Origin of the sequence: Paenibacillus taichungensis (genome assembly GCF_050994985.1) — a bacterium.
GTDB classification, from domain to species: Bacteria; Bacillota; Bacilli; order Paenibacillales; family Paenibacillaceae; genus Paenibacillus; species Paenibacillus taichungensis.
Genome location: NZ_CP194720.1, coordinates 1,861,362 through 1,881,995 on the forward strand (window position 1 = coordinate 1,861,362; position 20,634 = coordinate 1,881,995).

Sequence of the window (20,634 nt, forward strand, 5' to 3'; positions counted from 1 at the left end):
AAATGAGGAGGGTCGACCCAGAAAAACCCTTATAAATAGCGATTTTTTAGTTGGTAGTAGCCATGTTATAAGTAGAATATCATAGGTTTTTATCCCTTGACATAAAATGTCATTATAAAGATAATAATTGTAACTTTGGAAGAGGAAGGAGAAATCGAAACCGAATTTAGGTTTGATTTGAATGCATATGTAAGCGTAATAATTTCGGTTGTACCTCACACAATGTTCACTTTAAAGGAGTGTAGTCATGTACGATAAAATCGTAGATATTTTGTGCGCTATTAAAGAAGACCAACCGGAACTACGCCAATCCTTGTCCCCAGCAACGGAACTGAATAACGATATTGGTCTCGATTCTCTGCAAATGATCCAGTTTATGCTCAAAGTCGAGGATCAGTTAAACGTAATCATTGACTATGACGAATTCGATTATGAACATCTCCAGTCTATCGACACATTTATTACCTTTCTAAAAAGCTGCCAGTCTCAAGAGCAATCATTGTACGAAGATGTCCAGAAGTGAGGCCAGAGTAATTCCAACGATCGTTATGGGGACGTTTGATCCGGAAACGCGATGGAGGGATCCGGACTTAGCCAAGCTACCTGCTATTCCTGATAAGGACAGGGAATCCATTGTCCTATGTATGGACGAGCTGTTATTTCCATTTTGCGGACCTGACGATATCCTCTACACCCGCTGCAAAATCGATCTAAAGCTGTACGAGTATCTGAATGGGTTAGGTTTTTCCTTTCATAGCCATTACAACTTTGATTTGAACGATGAACAGAGTTCCTTACCCGAACCGGACGTTTTCAAGCAGTGCATGTTCAGTCTTGCTTCAGATGATCAACAGCGTGAAGTGATGTTGACCCACAACGAAAAACAGCTCTCTCCTTATGCCATTACGGCTGATACGGAGGAGTACCTACGTGCCGAAGGATCGTTGGGTTCTTTGCCCAACCATGAGACGGTTAAGTATGTAAATTCCAAATTTTACTCCAACCGAATCCTGACCAGGATCGGAGAGAAGTGTTATGGCACGGAAGTGAACAGTGTAGGAGAAATGCAGGCTGTCGGAAATACACTGCTGAAGCGAGGGGCGTATTTGCTTAAAGATCCATTCGGTGTTTCGGGCAAGGGCAACATGCTCATTGAAAATGAAGCCATGCAACGAAGGATAGCTGAGCACCTGGACAAGCAGGAGAGCAGAGGATTGCGCTCGCAATTCCTGCTGGAACCACTACTGAGAAAAGAGATCGATTTCAGCTCACATTGGTTTATTCATAAGAGCGGGGAGAGAGATTTCATTTCCGTTCAGCAAATGATAAATCAGCAGCAGAATTACGGCGGTTCTATTAGAGCAGATGAGGCTTTGCTCCTTCTGCTGGAGAACGCAGGTTATTTTGATACGATGGAAAAGGCACTTCGGATATTATTCGAGGATGGATACCATGGCTTCGTGTGCTTCGACTCCATGATTCTGGAGGACGGCGATATTGTACCCATTGTTGAGATCAACGCCCGCAAGTCCATGGGCCTTATTAATGCTTATCTCGATAAAGGCTGGAATACGTACGGCCATAGCGGCCTACTTACCTTCCTTTCTCTCGGCCTACCTGAAGGCTTCACGTTCGGAAAGTTGCTCGACGCTTTGCATGTATCCGGTCTTCTATTCAAAGGGAAAGATGAGTACGGAATTATGCCCATTTCATCTAACACCGTAATGGTGAATGAAATTCTGACCAAACGACGTATTTTCCAGGGAATCCAGAGTCATCGGGGTATGCCGAAGGGACGATTGTATATCTCGGTCGTGGGCCGTGATGACGAACATCGCAGTGAACTGATCGTGAGTCTGAGGCAGGTACTCGCTGACTTGTCCATTAAGGTGTACAACTAATTCTGGAATGCGGAGGCTGCGCATGAATTCATCTTCGGTTACCCTGCTTGCGTCAGGCAATTCGCTTGGTGCATACATTCCGGCTATGCATCTAAACACGTACCTACAAGATAGAGGTGTTAGAACAGACGTTCACGTTCTGGAGAACCTGTATCATGAAGAAATCAGGTGCAAAATTAATTCCACCAAAAAAGCATTTCATGCCGATTTCTCTGTTGCCCTTATGGGGCATAAACTGGCTAAGCCTGTAGACTCTTCCCTGGATGAAGAGGAAGTCCAGTTCCTGTTGGACTCCTGGATACGTCATGGGGTATCTCATTTTGCTGTGTTTACCGGTTTTTGGCTCCCGATCCTGGAGAAGTACAAAGCCATTACACACATACCTCTGGATATTCAACTGATTCGCTTGGATGTGTGTGATACGCCATCGTTTAAAGTACACAAGTCCGTGTATCCAGACTACGATAACGTTTGGCTTTACGAGCCTTCAAGCTTGTCTCCAGACTGCTATATTGCATCAGATGAAAAGGAACTCCTGCCTTATGCACAGCGTGATGGGCGCATTCTGATTCATGGCGGCGGCTGGGGGATAGGAACATACGCGTCCACGATTGCAGAGCTTCGTCAACTTGGTTACCTGCTGGATGTGATCGTCTACGATCCTTCCGAGGTGGAGGTGGACGATGGGAGCACACGCTACTTCGGAACAGAGGTTTCATGGAATCCGTGGAGTCGGGATGCCCAGGGGCGGCATTCGTTTCCACCAATGAACCAATATGTGCGTGTAGATGGCATTCTTCGGGCAATGCCCCTCGGTGATTACACTGCCTACACAGATCTGATGCGCAATTGCGCTGCCATTATCAGCAAGCCCGGAGGAGCGACACTGAACGATTCGTTGTCCTACGGAATACCTTTTGTAATGTTAGAGCCGTTCGGCGACCATGAGCTTCAGAATTCAAACTATTGGGAAGCCTGTGGTTTCGGTATCGGATTTGCGGAATGGAAAGCCCTAGATTACTCGGAACAACTTCTCGAAGAAATGTACAGACGTTTGCTGGAGCAGCGATCAAAAATCAATCATTTGGGGAGGAAAACGCATGCAGCCGAAAACAGCAGTTACGTTTGATAAGCTGACATTCCAAAATATGAAAAGAACCCTCGTTCCGCTCGCAGAAACGGGAAGGAAACGCCGGGAGGACCCGACCTATGCGGCACCCGTGCCATATGAGATCGGAATCAAGCTTAATAACGGCTGTAATCTTCGCTGCAAGCATTGCTTTGAATGGAATCCAGATGGCTTCCATCACGGCTTTGCCAGTGAAGTGAAAAGAGACGAAATCGAGATTCCCGTCGTGGAGAAACTGCTCGCCGAAACGAGAGAACGCAAATCACGTGTGTTCCTATGGGGGGGAGAACCGCTATTTTACTCCAAGTTCGATGAACTGGCAGAACTGCTGGCTAAGGAAGACCGGCATACGACCATTTGTACAAACGCGATTCTTATTGAACAAAAGCTGGACTCCATTTTGAAAATGTCTAAAAATTTAGTCATGCTAGTCAGCCTGGAAGGATTCGAGAAGGAGAATGACGCGATTCGGGGCAAAGGCACGTTCAAAAAAGTGATTCACGCCATACAGCTGCTGTTGGATCTGCAAAAGCAGGGCTTGTATAAAGGTAAAGTGTCCGTAGCTCTGACCGTAAATGACCAAATGGTTGATCAGCTGTATAGCTTGATGGAATTCTTTGAAGATCTGGGCGTTGATTCCGTGTACTTCTGCTTCCCATGGTACATCCCTTCAGATACAGCAGAAAAAATGGATACCTACTTTGATGCACACTTTCCACACCTTGCCTCCCGCTTTGCGAGCGACCACAAGAATAGCTGGCACTCTTTCACGTTTCACATCTCACCGGATCGTTTCGACACGCTAATTGAGGAATTTAAACGAGTTAATTCACGAGTGTGGAATGTACGTATCCGCTATCAGCCTGCGTTGGAGCCCGAAGAAGTAGAAGGTTTTATTCGAGGTAGCGAAAAGCCGGCCATGAACCGGACCAAATGTTTCTCAATCTCGAACCGGATGGACGTGATGCCAGACGGTAAGGTCAATCCATGCAAATTTTTTCCGGAATTCAGTGTTGGTAATTTATACGAAGAAAGTGTGGCCGATATTTTCCACGGAGAGGATCTGCGAAAACAACGCGAGATTCTGGCCTGTGGCCTGACACCGATTTGCTCCAAATGCGTGCTTCTGTATAATAACGGAGTTTAATCGCTTTAACTTTAAGCCGCTAATAAGGGAAAACATGCAATCATTCAGGAGGAGCGGGGATGGACTTTATCCGTGTACGGGAACTGCACAAATCGTTCATATATTACCGGAAAGAAGTAGGACTCAAACATTCACTGAAAAACTTATTTGCTCGCAAATCACTTGTGAAGGAAGCGGTTAAATCCGTTTCTTTCGATATCGGCCCCGGAGAGTGCGTTGGATTTCTGGGTCCGAACGGAGCAGGTAAAACCACGACGCTCAAAATGTTGTCGGGCATTTTATATCCCACAAGCGGAGAAGCCGACGTACTTGGCTATGTGCCTTGGGAGCGAAAGAACGAATTCAAACGGCTGTTCTCCATTGTAATGGGTCAGAAAAATCAACTTTGGTGGGACCTTCCCGCGAGCGATTCGATTTATTTGAACAAATGTATTTATGACGTTGAGGATGATCTCTATCGTCGAAGTCTTGCCGAGCTATCGGAAATGCTTGATGTGCAAGACCTGCTGGATGTACAGGTTCGCAGGCTGTCCTTGGGCGAACGTATGAAAATGGAGCTAATCGCCGCTCTAATCCACCGACCAAAGCTGCTTTATCTTGACGAGCCAACGATCGGCCTGGATTTCCCTTCTCAGAAGAGGGTGCGGGAATTTCTGAAATACTATAATGAGCAGTTTGGTGCCACGATCCTGCTGACGAGCCACTACATGAAGGACGTGGAGGACCTGTGCAAGCGGACAATCATTATTAACGAAGGAAGTCTTCTGTATGACGGAGATCTTCATAAGATTAACGATCTGTTTGGCGAGCACAAAATTGTAAAGTTGCAGTTCTCTGAACCGGTTGCCGAGCAGCGGCTGGCCAAATTCGGGAAAATGATCAGCGCAGACGACTACAGTGTTGTTCTGGAGCTGCCCAAACACCGTCTAAAAGAAGTGTCGCGCGCTGTGCTCGATTCGTTTCCAATTGTTGACTGGACGATTGAGGATGTGCCAATCGAGGAGAGTATCTCAATGCTCTACCAAAAGGAATCCGTTGGATGAATGGACGCAAATTGTATACAGCTGTTTTTTCGATGGGTGTGCAGCAATCGATGGAATACCGTTTTCACTTCTTTCTTGGTCTTGTTGGAGCCGCGTTTCCGATTCTTGTTCAGTATTTTATATGGACAGCGGTGTACCAGCATTCCGGCGAATCGGCGCTATTCTCGTATTCATATAATCAAATCATCTTGTATACGATATTGGCGGGCTTGGTATCCAAACTAATCGCTACCCAGTTCGAGCACCAGATCGTCGACGATATCAAGAACGGTGGTCTCAACAAGTATTTGATCAAACCGGTTAGTTACTTTGGATATCGGCTAGTATCTTTTTTCGGACAGAAGGCGATCTATTACGGCGTTACAGCTGTGCTGCTTGTCGGGATTATCTGGATATCATCTGTCGGTGGTGTGCTTGAGTTCCAGGTCATACGGCTGATCTTGTTCGTCGTTACGTTGTCGGGGGCGCTATTGCTCAATTTCTTGATCTCTTACTGCATCTGTGCAAGTGCTTTTTATCTGAACGAAATCTCTTATTTTTTCGTCATTACGAGTCTGCTCGTGAATATTCTGAGCGGAGGTATGTTCCCATTGGAGATTTTCGGGGATTCGATTGTGGAGGCACTTCAGTACACGCCGTTTCCGTATACCATTTATTTTCCGGTCAATGTGCTCAGCGGCAAAACGGAAGTGGCGGCGATGTATCAAGGATTGCTTATCCAGTGCGGGTGGATACTTCTGTTTTTATGGTTATCTCGTCTCACATGGCGCATATCCATGAAGAAATATTCAGCGGTTGGGGGGTAGCGGAGATCCCATATGTTTAGAGCCATGAGAAAATACGCACATTTGTACGGTATGTTCATCAAAAATTGTCTCATTGCCCAGATGGAGTTTCGGGGTAATTTCATGATGAGCCTGCTAGTGGAATCCGTCTACCTGCTTGCTAAACTGTTATATGTGCTCGTTGTGTTCCGCACCGATCTTCACGTCGACGGCATACCGCCCGAAGGGCTGCTTCTATTTATAGGCATGCACACCGTGGTGACAGGAATGTACGTTGGGTTGTTTTTCACCAATTTTACGAAAATTCCGGAATATATTAAGGACGGCTCACTTGATCTAATGTTAACGAAGCCGGTTTCTCTTCAATTTATGGCTTCTTTGCGTTATGTCGATCTGGCGCTTCCAATCCCCGATATTTTAGTTGGTTTCGTCATGATTGGTATTGGCTGGCATGCCATGGGCATCCCCCTGACGTTTCTCCAGCTAGCCGGGTTTATGTTGTTGTTATTTGTCTCCGTTATCATCACATATTGTCTAATGATTATCCCTGCATTGCTGTCATTTCGGTTCGTTCAGACAGGCTCTGCATCGGAGATTGCTCATTCCGCCTGGGACGCCAACAATTTTCCAATGGCAATATACCCAACTTGGGTCCGGCGGATCGGTACCTTTGTCATTCCGCTGTTCCTGATTACCAATTTCGGACCAATGTTTCTGCTAGGACAGCTCAGCTGGCTCTATACAGGACTGGCGCTGGTCGCTTCAATTATACTCTTCACAGTAATACGATTGCTCTGGAAACAGGCTGTGAAAGGATATAGTAGTGCAAGTAGTTAAGGGGGAGAAAGAATGAATGCTGTTCAGCTGCCCGTGTTAAATCCGCCGCTTAAAGGATTTCTGCGGTGGGCTTACACGCTTTCGATTACCAGTGCACATGAGGAAACAATTCCTTGGTATTACAGCAATTTCATTCAGTTGTCCTGCAAGAAAACCTTTCTGGAGGATGGCAGACAGTTTTATATCGATTTTTTTCGGGGCAAACCCAACGAACTGAATTTCAATAATCCATTTCTACTCACTTGCTCTGTGAATTATACGATTCTGGAGCATTTGGCGCTGGACGCCTGGCCCCATTTTTTCGCGGATCAGATTCGCAGCGGCTATTATTGCGTCGTGTTTTTGGACGAAGCCAAGCTACCGCCAGCGGCGGCTTATCAGCAGGAACCGTTTCCTCATCATCTTTTTCTGTACGGTTTCGATTGGGACAAACGTTTCTTTGATGCTTCTATGTTCGACCATACGGGAGTTTACCGCAATGTACAGATTCCGTTCACGGAGTTCCTGGATGCTGTCCATTCCATGAGATATTTGCTCAGAGAGGGACTCACCGCGGATCATCACACTTATTTTTACAAATACGAGCCGCATTCTCCTTATCCTTTCGATAGAATCGTAGCACTCGACCAACTGCATGATTACCTGAACGGAGAGACTCATCTGAATCGCATTAATTACATTCCTGATGGCGAACAGGCTTTCGGAATTGACGTCTACGACTATTTGCAAATGTACTATGATGCAGTAGAGAGCAACGATCCTCGTCTCGGTGACCGTAACGATGTGAGGCATCTTCATGTGCTCTGGGAGCACAAAAAAATGATGAGTGAACGGATTACCTACTTGATAGATGAGGGGATAATCCCTTACGACGAAGAACTTGTGAATGGTTATCAGGATATAACCACTAGGGCAATGAAGCTAAGGGATCAATACATCCGTCATGAAATTCGTGAAGACAAGGCCGTGTTTGCGAAGGTAAGACTTCGGTTGGAACAATTCCGCAAGGAAGAGCCTGTTCTGCTGCAAAGACTGATTTCATTGCTCGAAAAGTAAATCAAGAAGGCTATTCCTCTCGGAGGAACAGCCTTCTTGATTTATATTCATAGGCTAGACGTTAGCAGCCTTACTATGATTCTTTATGACTTATTCAAACTTGAAATCATCATCCGTCAGAGGTTCTACATTCAGAGTACGGATATACCCGTTGCCTTTTTTAGAGAAAAAGTCATGCTGTTTGGTATGTGTACTGATTCCATTTAATACAATCGGGTTGACTTCCTCGTCATCAAATAATGGTTCAAACCCGAGGTTCATCATCGCTTTGTTTGCGTTATAACGCAGGAAGGTTTCCACTTCTTCTGTCAAATGAATGGGCGTATATAATTCCTTCGTATATTGCAATTCATTCTGATGAAGAAGCTGTACTAGATCAACCAAACCTTGATACACATCGTTCCGCTGCGTTTCATCAAAGCTTGCGTATATTTCCTGGGCCAACACCCCCACATATACACCGTGAATACTTTCATCCCGCAGAATCAGATCAATGATCTCACCACTGCATGTAAGTTTGCCTTGTCCGGCTAAATAGAGTGGATAGAAAAATCCACTGTAGAACAAATAACTTTCCAAAAGAACGGATGCAGCCATTGCCATATACAGATCTTTTGAAGTTTCAATATTCATGTAATACTGACGTATAATCGTCGCTTTGGTTTGCAGATATGGATTTTCTTCCACCCATTTAAATACACTGTCAATTTCTTCGGTTGATGCCAATGTGGTGAAAATACTACTGTATGATTTCGCATGAATTTGTTCCATCATCGCCATAAAACTAAGTACGGCTTTGCGTTGCAGTCCATCGACATGCTCCATAATCTGCGGCATACCTACACCACCCTGGATCGTATCCAGAAGGGTTAAGCCGCCCAAGACTTTCATATAAGCGTCTTTTTCTATATCACTGAGCATGCCCCAGGTCATTTTATCATCGGATAAAGGAATCTCATCATCGGTCCAAAATTGCATAATATTCTGATTCCAGAACATCAGTGTGAAATCATCATCCGCTCGATTCCAGTTCACAGCTTGAATTGCCGGCATGGTATATCAAACTCCAATCGTAATACCCTAAAGGGAAATTATTTATATTGAACAAGCAATGCATTCTTCCATCGTCAGCTTGTTAGTTCTTGTATAATATAGAGATTTCAACCCTTTATGAGCAGCATACAGGTAGCAACGAGCCAATTCTCGCGTGGATACATCACTGTTTACATGAAGAATGGTTGAGATGCCTTGGTCCACATGTGGCTGAATCTCCGCAATCAAATCAATCACCTTGAATTGATCCATTTGATACGCTGATTTGTAATAGAAGACATTATCCTTTTGCAAATAGGGCATTGGATAATACGTCGTTGAATTGGCATAGGTCCGAGTCTCAATCTGTTCTACGATCGGCATCACACTGGAAGTTGCGTTTTGGATATAAGAGATGCTGGCTGTTGGAGCAATAGCCATGCGATAGGCATGATAGAGACCATTTTTCATCACTTTAGACTTAAGCTGGTTCCAATCCTCGGGAGACGGAACAGCAATGCCGTTAAACAATTCTTGTACTTTCGATGTCGTGGGACGGTAATCCGTAGTCACATAACGATCAAAATATACGCCAGTCGCATAATCTGATTGCTCAAATCCATAGAACCGTTGACCCGTTTGCTCTGCAAACTCCATACTTTTCTCCAGAGAATGATAATTCATGGTCATAAAGAAGGTACGTACAAAATCCTTGGCCTCCGAGCTTTCATAAGCAATCCTGTTTTTGGCTAAGTAACCGTGCAGGTTCATGGCACCCAAACCAACGGAATGCATTTCGGAATTGGCTTTTGCCACACCAGGAGCATTAGCAACATGCGTCATGTCGCTGACGGAGGTCAGTGCGATCATGCCCTCATGAACGGATTCCTTGATCTTGCCACTCTCCATAACATTAACAATATTGAGGGAGGCCAGGTTGCAGCTGATATCTTTGCGGATAATATCCGGTTGACCATAATCTGTAATTTCAGAAGTTTCCTGGAGTTGGAAAATCTCTGTGCAGAGGTTGGACATTTTGACTTGTCCTACGTTTTTCAAGGCATGTGCTTGATTGGCATTGGTTTTATTAATGATGTAGGGATAGCCGGATTCAAGTTGAGTCATTGCTATTTTGGTCAGCATATCTCTTGCGCTGAGGGATTTTTTCTTCTTCACCCTGTCGTCAGCCAGCAAGGTATCATACATTACGTCCAGATCCATATCATCCAAATGTGTTCCATACGCCTTATAGACACTATAAGGTGCGAAAAGGTACAGGGGTTCATTATCTTGAGCCAGCTTATAGAAACGATTAGGGACAATAAGTCCGATAGAGAGAGTTTTCAGCCGGATTTTCTCATCCGCATTAATCTTTTTGCTATCCAGCAGTTCCATAACGTCCCAACCGAAAATATTATAGTATGCTGCACCAGAACCTTTACGTTGACCCATCTGATCGGCGTAGGAGAAGCCGTCTTCCATCAGCTTGAGAACAGGAGTAATGCCTTTTGCAGCACCTTCAACACCTTTAATGACTTCACCACGAGCACGTAACTTCGACAGGTTGACAGCCACTCCACCACCGATTTTGGATAACTGCATACAAGTGTTTAGTACATAGTTTATGGAGTTCAGTGAATCGTCCATTTCAAGCAGGAAGCAAGAAACCAGTTCTCCGCGCCGACTTTTTCCTGCATTTAGAAAAGTAGGGGTTGCGGGCTGAAGGCGCTGCTCCATCATAGAACGAGACAGCAAACAAGCCGTATCAAAGCGTCCTCGACCCAGATGAAGAGCTACGGCTGCTACCCGATCAGAATATTGCTCAAGGTATGTTTTACGGTCATAGGTTCTCAATGCATAATCAGTATAGAACTTGGACGCTGCCATATAGGAAGGAAAGTTATATTCATAGCCACGCGTAATTTCAAATACGGTTCTAACTTGGTCAGCTGTATAGGAAGCATAGAAATCTTCGTAATAATCATGATCAATCATGAATTTGACTTGATCATTAATGTTGGCAAACGCCATGCTTTTATTTTTGATTTCTTTCATAAACTCCTCTACAGCCTCTTTATCCTTATGTAACTGGAAGAAGCCATCAGAGTCACGCTTTAGCAGCATGTTATTTAATTCAATATGTCGCAATGCGGCTCACCTCCTGTTCAAAATACTCCACGTCTTTCTTGGAACCTGATAATTCAAATTTACTGATAACCGGGACGTTATAAGATGCAGAGATCAAATCTGCACTTTTGGCAAAACGCTCACCCCAGTTACGGTTACCGCTGGCGGCCACGCCAATCAGGTATTTAGAGTTTTTTTGCAAAAAAGAAGACACCTTATCAGGTATCTGTCCAAAACCTGTTGTATATGTCACAAGTACGTACGGTTCATCAATCGTCATTTGATTCTGAATCTGAACAGCCGGCAGTTGAAGCTTGGAAATAAACCTCTTAACATTCCCGGTTATCGAATCATACACAATTAGCACTATCATATCCTCCTTGACAAATGAAAGGTGATCAAAAACAAACACTATATATAGATTTATTTCTTAATTTTATATCAATATATAGCTTTGTCAAATGCATATTGGTATCAATTTTGTGAAAAACCTGATGAATGGGCTCTATTACTAGGTTTAAAAAATTTGTGGCTTAGTAGATATCCATATTCGAATACACGATATTTGGTGCATGCGAGAATTATGATTGACATTGAGAATTGTTATCATTTAGAATTTTGAAGAAGATTCGAAAAGAGGGATGCGCTACGATGACACAATTACAACAAAATCACCCACAGGGTGAAGGACAGGCAGCAGCAGATCTCGCATGGTATGGATTAAAGAACGTATTCAAGGATTCGGTCGACAAGTCCTATCGCTTGGTATACGAAGAAACACCAGATCATGTCATTCTTGTTGCTGCAAATCGTCACGGCAAAATCGTCATTGATGGTATACCGCATCCTTTCGTACCTAATAGTGCACATTTTGTATTACCAGGCCAACGGGTCGAGACCGTTTACTTAACGGATGGAGAGCAGATCGTGTACCGGATTCATATCGGCATCATTCCATATGGTGGACAGAAGGTGTCCTCTGAGTGTTTGTTAACGGAGCTTGGTGGGTCAATCACGGTTCCAGATGCACAGGTGCAGCAACTTTGCGAAAAAATCGTCAATTACTGGCATACGGGTGATTCAACAGATCGTTTCGCAAGCCAAGCGGGTCTCCAGGACCTGCTGCATCTGCTGTTCAAGAAGCAGAACCAACACGAGAACGCACTCGAGAGAGCACGGGAATACATGCTGCATCACTATCAGGATACAATCACAGTCGAGAACCTGGCCGATGAAGCGGGCATGAGCCGCTATTATTTCATGAGATCATTCAAAGAGAAATTCGATCAGAGTTCGATGGACTATCTGGCAGAGATTCGTACCAACGAGGCCAAACGTCTGATGGAAGAAGGACAACCACTGAAGGACATTGCTCTATTGGCAGGTTTCAAGGACCAACACTATTTCAGCAGCCAATTCAAAAAGCAGGTCGGATTACCGCCTCGTACATATATGGCAAACAGGAAATGTAAAACAGCTGCGTACAGCTGGCCCAATATTGGGCATTTGCTGACCCTGCAAATTATCCCCTTCGCAGCGCCCATTGATCAGTTTTGGACAGATGATTACCGTCGGAAATATCGTTATGATGTCAAGGTAGCACTCAGCCATGACTATGATTTCAACCTCAAAGCATTGATGCGGGCCAGGCCAGACCGGATTGTTGCATTGGACGAGATGATCCCCGAAGAGGAGAAAGAGAAGCTGCGGCACATCGCACCGGTGTTGTTTCTAAGTTGGCACGGAGAGGATTGGCGGCAACATTTGCGGCGAACGGCCTGTTTTGTGGATCGGGAGAATGAAAGTGAAAGATGGCTTCTTCGATATGAGGAAAAGGTGGAAACGGTTCTTCATCATATTCCTGATTCGTTTCAACAAGGTAAGCTAATCGCACTAAGTGTGTCTCCACGGGGCATTCAAATCTGGGGAAGAAGAGCAGGAACCGTATTTTATGACGATTTGAAGATTGCCGCGGCTTCGGGTGTGGATCAGATCGAATTTACCAGATATGTGGAAGCCGAACAGATTGCTGCATTCGATGCGGACGTCATCATCGTTAGTGTTATGAAGGACCATCATTCCCAGATGTTGTGGGAGAGGCTTCAACATGCGGAAAGCTGGAAGCAGCTGCATGCCGTACGAAACCGGCACGTATATCTAACACAGGGAGGCCATTGGTTAAGCGAACCGATCCTGGAACATACAGCCAATCGGCATGAACTTCTGCTTCAGGAAGTAAACTTGCTATTTAGTGCCCAGTAATGGGCGAAAGTAGACATCTTCTTCTATTTTCTTCGCTGAGGAACATCTGTATAATCATCATGTGATAATCATTCTCAATACAGAAATGCGGAGGGGAACTCATGTCTCACACAGAAAATAATGATCTCTTTAGAAGAGATCGTTCAAAAAAAGCTACACACGGAAGGAAACGCGGAATTGCAGGATTGATGCTCCTGCTGTTGGTTCTTTCACTTATGATTGTTGCCTGCGGAAATAAAACAAATACAGCAGGGGAGCAAGCCACAACAGAAACGACCAAGACAAACGCAAGCGCAGCGACTCAAACTGCCGAAGAGCCTCAGACTCAGGTCATCGAACATGCCATGGGCAAAACGGAAGTTCCGCTGCATCCAAAACGTGTTGCCGTATTTGGTCTTGAGGATCTTACATTGTCCCTGGGCGTACCGATGGTCTATGCATACGACTTTGATGGCCACTACTTGGATGACCAACTGAAAGCATTGAACATCCCGCTCGCTGGAAATGCGGATTTCAATCCGAATCTGGAAGCCATTCTGGCAACCCAGCCCGATCTTATCGTGGTTCAGCGAAACGCCATTGACGACAAAGCGTATGAGGAACTGAGCAAGATTGCGCCAACCATTGCCTATTCACCGGATGATTGGGAGAAAACCATTGTGGAAATAGGCAAGGCAACGGGTCTGGAAGATAAAGCACAAGAGGTGCTTCAGGCGAACACTGACAAACTGAAACAGGCCAAGGAAGATATCATTTCGGCAGTGGGCCCGGACAAAACAGTTGTCTTCATGCGTCCATCGGACAAGGATCTGCAGGTGTTCTTCCCGAGCTTCGCTCCACTCATTTACACTGAATTGGGATTAAATCCAGATGAAAGCGTTGCAGCATTCCAAAAGGATACTAAGGACGATTGGGGAGTCACGACATCTCTGGAGAAGCTGCCCTCCATTGGAGCTGATTATGTGTTTGCCATCTACGGAGGATCGATTAGCACGGAAGAAGAATTCAATGAGAACAGTGCCGTTGCAACGGAAGTCGAGAAACTTCATGTTTGGAAAACGATGCCTGCTGTGAAGGCTAATCATGTGTTCAAAGTGTCTGCCAGACATTGGATGATGTCCGGCCCAATTGCAGATAGCAAGGTTGCCGACGATGTGGTAGCAGCCGTCACTGGCAAGAAATAAGTCTAAACATAATCGTTCATACATTGTCTACAATTCAGAGATAGATTATTAAAGGCATGGCTCTATGGAGTCATGCCTTTTGAGTACGTTGAAGGTATGCTGATTACATCAAGTTCACTCACTGGCTTGAGGTTTTATAAGAAAGAGAAACTAAGCAATCGACCCGAATATCGCAAAGATTTGGAGGTAAGACATGAGCGGGATCCTGCAGCAAAATAGAATATTGATTGTAGATGATGATAAACGGGTCCGTGGACTTCTTCGAATGTATTTGGAGAAAGAACAATTTATCGTTGAGGAGGCTTCGCTGGGCTGGCAAGCCTTAAGCAAGCTTCATCATGACTCGTATGCCATGATCATTCTGGATTGGATTCTCCCTGATATTAAGGGGATTGAAATATGCCAATATCTACGGACCAACTTAAGCATACCCGTCATGTTTCTGACCGCCAAGTCAGAAGAGGGAAATCGGCTTGAAGCTTTCAAAGCCGGGGCGGATGACTTTGTCATGAAACCGTTCAGTCCGAGGGAAGTTGTGCTGCGCATCAAAACCATGATGGCTCGTTATAGCGGATTAATCAAACCTGCGCCTAAGGACCATTCAGCAAGCGAGGTGTTGATCTCCTCTATTTTAATCAATCCTACTTCCCGAAGAGTCACAGTAGAAGACGAGGAGATTCATATGACTCCCAAAGAATTTGATTTGCTATATCATCTGGCGACACACGCGGAAATCGCATTCTCCAGGCAGGATTTGCTGAGAATTGTTTGGAAAGTGGAGCATGAGGAAGATCTGGATTATCGAACCGTAGATACCCATGTGAAACGGTTGCGTGACAAACTATCCGAGCATGTGCCGAATCGGGAAGATCTGATTCACACCCTGTGGGGGTTCGGTTATATTCTTCGTTTACCTCACTGATTCTTATCTTGCAGTTCAGGAGGGGAATATGTCTTATAAACAAATCAAGTGGATGATCTTGCTCATTCCCACCTTAACGGTTGGTCTCTGGGAATATGTACGACATCAGTTTCTACTCCCCTATATATCAATGAATTTGGGCAACTGGCTTACGCCTGTCATTGTATATGTTGTGAGTATAACGTTGTTAACTCGGCTGTTTCTTATCCTGGAACGTATTCAAAAAGAACTGGAGCATGAGCGTGCTGCCAAAATTGCGCTTGAATCCCGTGAAAAGCTGGCCAAGGAACTTCATGATGGAATCGCCCAATCTCTTTTCTTGTTATCGGTGAAAGTGGGGCGTTTGGAGGAACAAGCCAAGCAGGATCAACAGCTGGACGATGTGTATTCGATCAAGAAAACGGTCCATGAAGTCAATCGTTATGTGCGTCAGGCCATTGCCGATTTACGTTATGATCCTAACGTTGACAATACCTTCACTATGAACGAATCGGTCACACTACTTGGCCAAATTCGAAGAATTGCCAAAGATGTCCCCGTCCAAATCGAACTGGATTGGAGCATCCCGGATGATGCATTTACTGACAAAGAGAAAGTAGAACTGCTCGCTTGTATTCGGGAAGCTCTCTTTAATATTCAAAAGCATGCATCTGCTTCACAAGGATGGATTCAGGGGAACGGGCACAAGAAGTGCTGGAATATCACGATTCGAGATAATGGAAAAGGATTTGAGATGAATCCCTTTGAACGAAAGGATCGATATGGACTGAAAATCATGAGAGAGCGGATGAATGAACTGAACTTTAACATGCAATTCCGAAGGGAGCAGCAGCTTACTGTTGTCGAATTTTCAAAGGATGGTGAGATGTTATGAGCCATACTCGCGTACTTGTGGTAGACGATCACGCTCATGCAAGAGAAGCCATATGTGAAATTTTATCCATGGATCCCGGCTTCGAAGTGATTGGCGTCGTATCGGACGGTCAACAAGCGGTTGATTATACAGAACAGTGGCTTCCCGATCTAATCCTCATGGACATTCAAATGCCCATTATGAACGGTCTTGAAGCAACACAGCGGATCAAACTGGCCTTTCCTTATGTGAAAATTGTTATGATTACCGTCTCGGATGATGTACTCCACCTACTGGAAGCGTTGAAGCGGGGAGCTCAGGGTTACTTGCTCAAAAATCTGGAACCGTCCATGTGGCTGGAATATCTTCATTCCATTGTTACAGAAGAGGCTCCATTGAGCCGCGAGGTGGCTTACCAAATCCTGAAGGACGTCTCACTCACGGAGAAAAAAGAACCTGACGTTCCGCTAACGACAAGAGAAAAGGATATTCTGTATGGCGTGGCTGCAGGATGGACCAACAAAGAAATCGCTGTGAATTATACAATTTCAGAGTATACGGTCAAGAATCATTTGAAAAACATTTTGCAAAAACTGCAGGTTCAAAATCGTGTTCAACTGACACGTTATGCATTGGAGCAAGGGCTTATTACAGACCACAATCGTCTGTAATAAGCTCTTTTTACTATATCGGAGCGTTCTTTCTGTTTTTATGTATAAGTGGATGTCACTTTATTTGCTTTTCACCACAATGAACTCACAATTTGGACACAAAAGGTCCAACTCTATAGCCAGCTTGAGCTATATGGTAAAAATTTGTTTTTATGTACACTATGAGCAGTGTGTTTCATGAAGGAGGTTATGATGTTTCGCGAACGGATTGTCCTGAGCATGTTGCTGTTTATTGGGATACTGTCGATCCCGCTATCTTACCCGTTTGACACTGCAAACGCTGCTCCTGAAACCAAAGATGCTATTCCACTCCAGTCCATCATTGATGGTTCTAGCCCTGGAGAAGTGCTTGTGCTTGAGCCGGGTATTTATTCTGGTCCCGTAAGTATAGACAAGAATATATCTATTCGGGGGGACTCCTCCGTAACGCTATTGAATACGGAAGCTGAATCCACGATCACCATTCGTTCAGATGGAGTGACATTGCAGGGGTTCACGGTTCAACACTTAACAAACGAACCAACTGCAGCGATTCAGGTTGAAGGAGATCGTGTAGAGATCACGGGCCTGGATATTCAGAGTCAAAGTTTTGGAATCGTGCTGCGGGGTTCTGTCGATGGGCTCATACATAGCAATACCATTTCATGGGCTGGTCCGGAGTCTGCTTCCAGTGGTCAAAAGGGGAATGGCATTGATCTCTACAATTCCCATCGTACCCACATCGAAGACAACAAAATTACGGGCATGCGGGATGGTATCTATCTGGAGAACAGTCGCAATCTTATGGTGAAGGCTAACACGCTGTTACATACCAGGTATGGCATTCATTGTATGTATATCGATGGCTCCTCTGTTGTGGACAATGTGGGAGAGAACAACAGTACCGGAGCCATGGTCATGGGCGTCAAGAATACGGTTGTATCGGGAAATTCCTTTCGCAAACAGAACGAAAATGTGCATTCACAAGGGATTTTGTTGTATGACGTACAGCAATCCTCGGTTCATAACAATGTCGTGGAAGGTAATCGTGTTGGCATGAACATTGCTGAATCCTCAGGAAATGAAATTCGCGGCAATGTGGTGCTCCGGAATTTCATTGGAATTCAGCTCGTGCTTGCGGAGGATAATCAGTTTACCAGAAACCAATTTGTTTCGAATGTGATCGAAGCTTCAGCGATGGACAGCCGGAACAATGAGATGATGGAAAACTACTGGGATTCCTTTCAGGGTCTTGACCTGAACAATGATGGGATCAGTGAACTGTCCTATGGGATTAATCCTTTTTATGAGCAAGTGGTCAACCGAAATTCAGCCTATCAGCTTTTCTTTCAATCTCCAGGCATGATCTTTATGAGCAACTTGTTTACGGAAGGTAAGGCAGAGTGGACAAGCGACAGATCGCCATTAATGAGTATGGAAGCGGAATCACAGACGACGAAGTCAGGTACACAAGGTTCACAAGCGATCAAAGAGACAACTGGGGTTTGGATCGTCGGATGCATTCTGCTGGGCATGGCCACTTTTATTATGATCAATATGGGGGTATTACGAAAATGAGAATGAAAACACATTTGAAAACAGTCATGGTACTTCTCTTTGGGGTGCTGTTATTAACAGCTTGCGGAAAAAAATACGAGGCATTGCCTATTAATGAAGACGTGGATATCTGTGCCATTTGCAAAATGCAGGTGAAAGATGATGCTTATGCCACGCAGCTTACCACGAAAGACGGTAAAAATTATAAATTTGATGACATTGGTTGTATGCACCAGTGGAAAGAAGAGAACGGAACAGATAACATCGGGATGGATTTCGTTCGTGATTATAATGACAAGGAATGGATTGAGTACAGCAAAGCCACGTATGTATATGACGCTTCACTGCGTACACCGATGGCTTACGGGATCCTCAATTTCAAGGATAAACCATCTGCCGAAGCATTTGTTGCCGAGCAGGGTGTAGGAACGATCATGACCGCTAAAGATCTCGCCTCCCACGACTGGAAACAAAACACAGAGACGATGGATATGATGGGTGAGCATGGGCATTCCGAAGAGGGAATGAGTGAAGGCGTACATGAAGAAACACATGGGGAAAGTGAATCAACGGAAGATTCAGGCCATAAGTAAATGTCCAATGAAGATGGTGATGCATGATGGGAGATATGTTACAAGTCGTTCGACGAGAAATGAAAATGGGATTTCGCAACCCCTGGTCATATTCATTTTTGATTCTTTTCTGCATATTTAGTCTGAGTTTGCTAATCATTAATTCTCAGAATTTTGTAACAGGCTACTCTGGCACGACAGGTTCCATGTTAAATCTTATTCTTTATCTGTTGCCGCTGATGACGCTCTTTCTGGGCTCGTTCTCGTTGACTTCTGAAAAGGAAGAGGGCAGCTGGCAACTGTTGTCCACATATCCCATCGGTACGATGTCTTTTATTGTTGGAAAATATCTGGGTCTGTCGGTTGTATTAGTGACTATAGTAACATTCGGTTACGGCCTCATGGGACTTCTTAGCGGATGGGTGGGCAGCCCTTTAGATGTTATGACGTACTTATTGTTTCTGGTATTCTCCTGTGGACTGGTGCTGCTATTTCTGATTATTGCACTGTTCATTGGTTCGTTATCCAAAAATCGGTGGCAAGCGTTAACAATATCCGTATCCGTTTGGTTTTTTGCTGTGATCGGATGGCCTACACTTCTAATCTCCGTGCTAGGACTTATGCCTTATCAGTGGATAAAACCCTTACTCACCGTTCTAACCTTCATCAATCCGGCTGAGCTGGTACGTTTGTTTGTTGTGATCAAACTTGGCGGGGGCTCTATACTGGGACCTGAATATTATCAGTGGGTAGATTGGGTGCAACCATCCAGTGGAAGCTGGATTTTTACAGGGATATGTCTGCTGTGGATTGCATGTTCTATCGTGGTAGTCTACGGGATCTGGGAAAGGGGGCGTTCCCATGGATAACGTGGAAGCAGAGATTATTGGACTGTATAAATCCGTAAAAAAACAACAGATCGTTGAAGATATATCCTTTCGCGTTTCTTCCGGTCATGTGCTTGCCTTATGTGGCGGAAATGGGGCCGGAAAAAGCACTGTTCTGCGTATGCTCGCAGGTATTCTTCAACCTACCTCCGGAGAAATCATTGTAAACAAAATGCGCTGGTCCAAAGAACGAAAGCGATATTCGGAACAGATCGGATATATGCCGGATGATTATCATTTCAACCAGGGTCTGACGGCAGAGGAAGTGCTCCAGTTCTGGGCGGCGCTTAGGAAAGTGTCCAGAGAGAGAGTAGCGGAAGTGCTGACTATGGTAGGCTTGGCCGATCAAAAAAAGAAGCGGGTCACGACCTTTTCCAAAGGAATGCGGCAGCGTGTGTTATTTGCCCAGGCTCTGCTGTCCAAGCCTCCGCTGCTGATCATGGATGAGCCGACGAATGGACTGGACCCCTTCTGGATGCAAGAGTTTACAAATCTGATAAAACAGATCAAGGAGGAGGGACATATGGTCGTGTTCTCCACCCACCAGCTTGAAATCGCAGATGATGTTGCGGATCAGATTGTTTTTATGAACCAAGGACGTAATGTGGGAGATGGCTCTACTGAGGAGTTTCGTCAACAGTTCGGGTCGCTTCATGCTGCATTTCATCATAGTCTTGGCTTAAAATGAAG

The 20,634-nt window shown here is 44.8% G+C and carries 20 protein-coding genes; 17 read left to right on the forward strand and 3 right to left on the reverse strand.

Annotation, left to right across the window (positions count from 1 at the left end):
- Positions 1-247 precede the first annotated feature (247 nt).
- Genes ACR1R9_RS08655 through ACR1R9_RS08690 form a run of 8 tightly spaced genes read left to right on the forward strand, consistent with a single transcriptional unit; the run spans position 248 to position 7,898 of the window.
- The gene (locus tag ACR1R9_RS08655) at positions 248-523 is read left to right on the forward strand and encodes an acyl carrier protein (RefSeq protein ID WP_064637210.1); all 276 of its coding nucleotides are present in this window, start codon (positions 248-250) and stop codon (positions 521-523) included.
- On the forward strand, positions 510-1,901 hold the full coding sequence (locus ACR1R9_RS08660; RefSeq protein ID WP_433921330.1) for a hypothetical protein: 1,392 nt from the start codon (positions 510-512) through the stop codon (positions 1,899-1,901). The genes ACR1R9_RS08655 and ACR1R9_RS08660 overlap by 14 nt, the downstream gene beginning before the upstream one ends.
- A 22-nt stretch (positions 1,902-1,923) precedes the next feature.
- Complete coding sequence (locus ACR1R9_RS08665; protein WP_433921329.1) at positions 1,924-3,030, forward strand: hypothetical protein; 1,107 nt, start codon at positions 1,924-1,926, stop codon at positions 3,028-3,030.
- Positions 3,002-4,177, forward strand: coding sequence for a radical SAM protein (locus ACR1R9_RS08670; RefSeq protein ID WP_433921328.1), 1,176 nt, complete (start codon positions 3,002-3,004; stop codon positions 4,175-4,177). The genes ACR1R9_RS08665 and ACR1R9_RS08670 overlap by 29 nt, the downstream gene beginning before the upstream one ends.
- Before the next feature lie 59 nt (positions 4,178-4,236).
- Positions 4,237-5,220, forward strand: coding sequence for an ABC transporter ATP-binding protein (locus ACR1R9_RS08675; RefSeq protein ID WP_433921327.1), 984 nt, complete (start codon positions 4,237-4,239; stop codon positions 5,218-5,220).
- A complete protein-coding gene (locus tag ACR1R9_RS08680; RefSeq protein WP_433921326.1) occupies positions 5,217-6,026 on the forward strand; it encodes an ABC transporter permease in 810 nt (269 codons plus the stop codon). The genes ACR1R9_RS08675 and ACR1R9_RS08680 overlap by 4 nt, the downstream gene beginning before the upstream one ends.
- A 24-nt stretch (positions 6,027-6,050) precedes the next feature.
- Positions 6,051-6,842, forward strand: coding sequence for an ABC transporter permease (locus tag ACR1R9_RS08685; protein WP_433921325.1), 792 nt, complete (start codon positions 6,051-6,053; stop codon positions 6,840-6,842).
- 12 nt (positions 6,843-6,854) lie between these two features.
- Complete coding sequence (locus tag ACR1R9_RS08690; protein WP_433921324.1) at positions 6,855-7,898, forward strand: hypothetical protein; 1,044 nt, start codon at positions 6,855-6,857, stop codon at positions 7,896-7,898.
- 90 nt (positions 7,899-7,988) lie between these two features.
- Here the strand turns inward: ACR1R9_RS08690 and nrdF are convergent, their stop codons facing one another.
- From nrdF to nrdI, 3 genes are read right to left on the reverse strand one after another with little or no spacing between them, the layout of a single operon-like run.
- The gene (gene nrdF, locus ACR1R9_RS08695; RefSeq protein WP_090807055.1) at positions 7,989-8,951 is read right to left on the reverse strand and encodes a class 1b ribonucleoside-diphosphate reductase subunit beta; all 963 of its coding nucleotides are present in this window, start codon (positions 8,949-8,951) and stop codon (positions 7,989-7,991) included.
- A gap of 42 nt (positions 8,952-8,993) precedes the next feature.
- Positions 8,994-11,078: a class 1b ribonucleoside-diphosphate reductase subunit alpha gene (nrdE, locus tag ACR1R9_RS08700; RefSeq protein WP_433921323.1), complete on the reverse strand. Its 2,085-nt coding sequence runs from the start codon at positions 11,076-11,078 to the stop codon at positions 8,994-8,996.
- The gene (gene nrdI / locus ACR1R9_RS08705; protein WP_076289163.1) at positions 11,065-11,424 is read right to left on the reverse strand and encodes a class Ib ribonucleoside-diphosphate reductase assembly flavoprotein NrdI; all 360 of its coding nucleotides are present in this window, start codon (positions 11,422-11,424) and stop codon (positions 11,065-11,067) included. Before nrdI ends, nrdE begins: the two co-directional genes overlap by 14 nt.
- A 284-nt stretch (positions 11,425-11,708) precedes the next feature.
- Between nrdI and ACR1R9_RS08710 the strand changes: the two genes are divergently transcribed.
- The 9 genes from ACR1R9_RS08710 to ccmA all read left to right on the forward strand — a co-directional run bounded on the left by ACR1R9_RS08710 (position 11,709) and on the right by ccmA (position 20,632).
- Entirely contained in the window at positions 11,709-13,319 is a 1,611-nt protein-coding gene (locus tag ACR1R9_RS08710; RefSeq protein ID WP_310853410.1) for a helix-turn-helix domain-containing protein, read from the forward strand.
- Positions 13,320-13,420: 101 nt separating this feature from the next.
- Positions 13,421-14,503, forward strand: coding sequence for an ABC transporter substrate-binding protein (locus tag ACR1R9_RS08715; RefSeq protein ID WP_310853409.1), 1,083 nt, complete (start codon positions 13,421-13,423; stop codon positions 14,501-14,503).
- Positions 14,504-14,696: 193 nt separating this feature from the next.
- Positions 14,697-15,425, forward strand: a complete 729-nt coding sequence (locus ACR1R9_RS08720) for a response regulator transcription factor (protein WP_433921322.1) — start codon at positions 14,697-14,699, stop codon at positions 15,423-15,425.
- A 28-nt stretch (positions 15,426-15,453) separates the two neighbouring features.
- Positions 15,454-16,299: a sensor histidine kinase gene (locus ACR1R9_RS08725; RefSeq protein WP_163757944.1), complete on the forward strand. Its 846-nt coding sequence runs from the start codon at positions 15,454-15,456 to the stop codon at positions 16,297-16,299.
- Complete coding sequence (locus ACR1R9_RS08730) at positions 16,296-16,949, forward strand: response regulator (RefSeq protein WP_076289167.1); 654 nt, start codon at positions 16,296-16,298, stop codon at positions 16,947-16,949. Before ACR1R9_RS08725 ends, ACR1R9_RS08730 begins: the two co-directional genes overlap by 4 nt.
- 189 nt (positions 16,950-17,138) lie before the next feature.
- Positions 17,139-18,506: a right-handed parallel beta-helix repeat-containing protein gene (locus tag ACR1R9_RS08735; RefSeq protein WP_175382500.1), complete on the forward strand. Its 1,368-nt coding sequence runs from the start codon at positions 17,139-17,141 to the stop codon at positions 18,504-18,506.
- Positions 18,503-19,078 (forward strand): nitrous oxide reductase accessory protein NosL, encoded by a 576-nt coding sequence (locus ACR1R9_RS08740; protein ID WP_433921321.1) that lies wholly within the window; start codon positions 18,503-18,505, stop codon positions 19,076-19,078. The genes ACR1R9_RS08735 and ACR1R9_RS08740 overlap by 4 nt, the downstream gene beginning before the upstream one ends.
- 26 nt (positions 19,079-19,104) lie before the next feature.
- Positions 19,105-19,926: an ABC transporter permease gene (locus tag ACR1R9_RS08745; RefSeq protein ID WP_175382338.1), complete on the forward strand. Its 822-nt coding sequence runs from the start codon at positions 19,105-19,107 to the stop codon at positions 19,924-19,926.
- On the forward strand, positions 19,919-20,632 hold the full coding sequence (gene ccmA, locus ACR1R9_RS08750; protein ID WP_076289170.1) for a heme ABC exporter ATP-binding protein CcmA: 714 nt from the start codon (positions 19,919-19,921) through the stop codon (positions 20,630-20,632). Before ACR1R9_RS08745 ends, ccmA begins: the two co-directional genes overlap by 8 nt.
- The last annotated feature ends 2 nt before the right edge of the window (positions 20,633-20,634 follow it).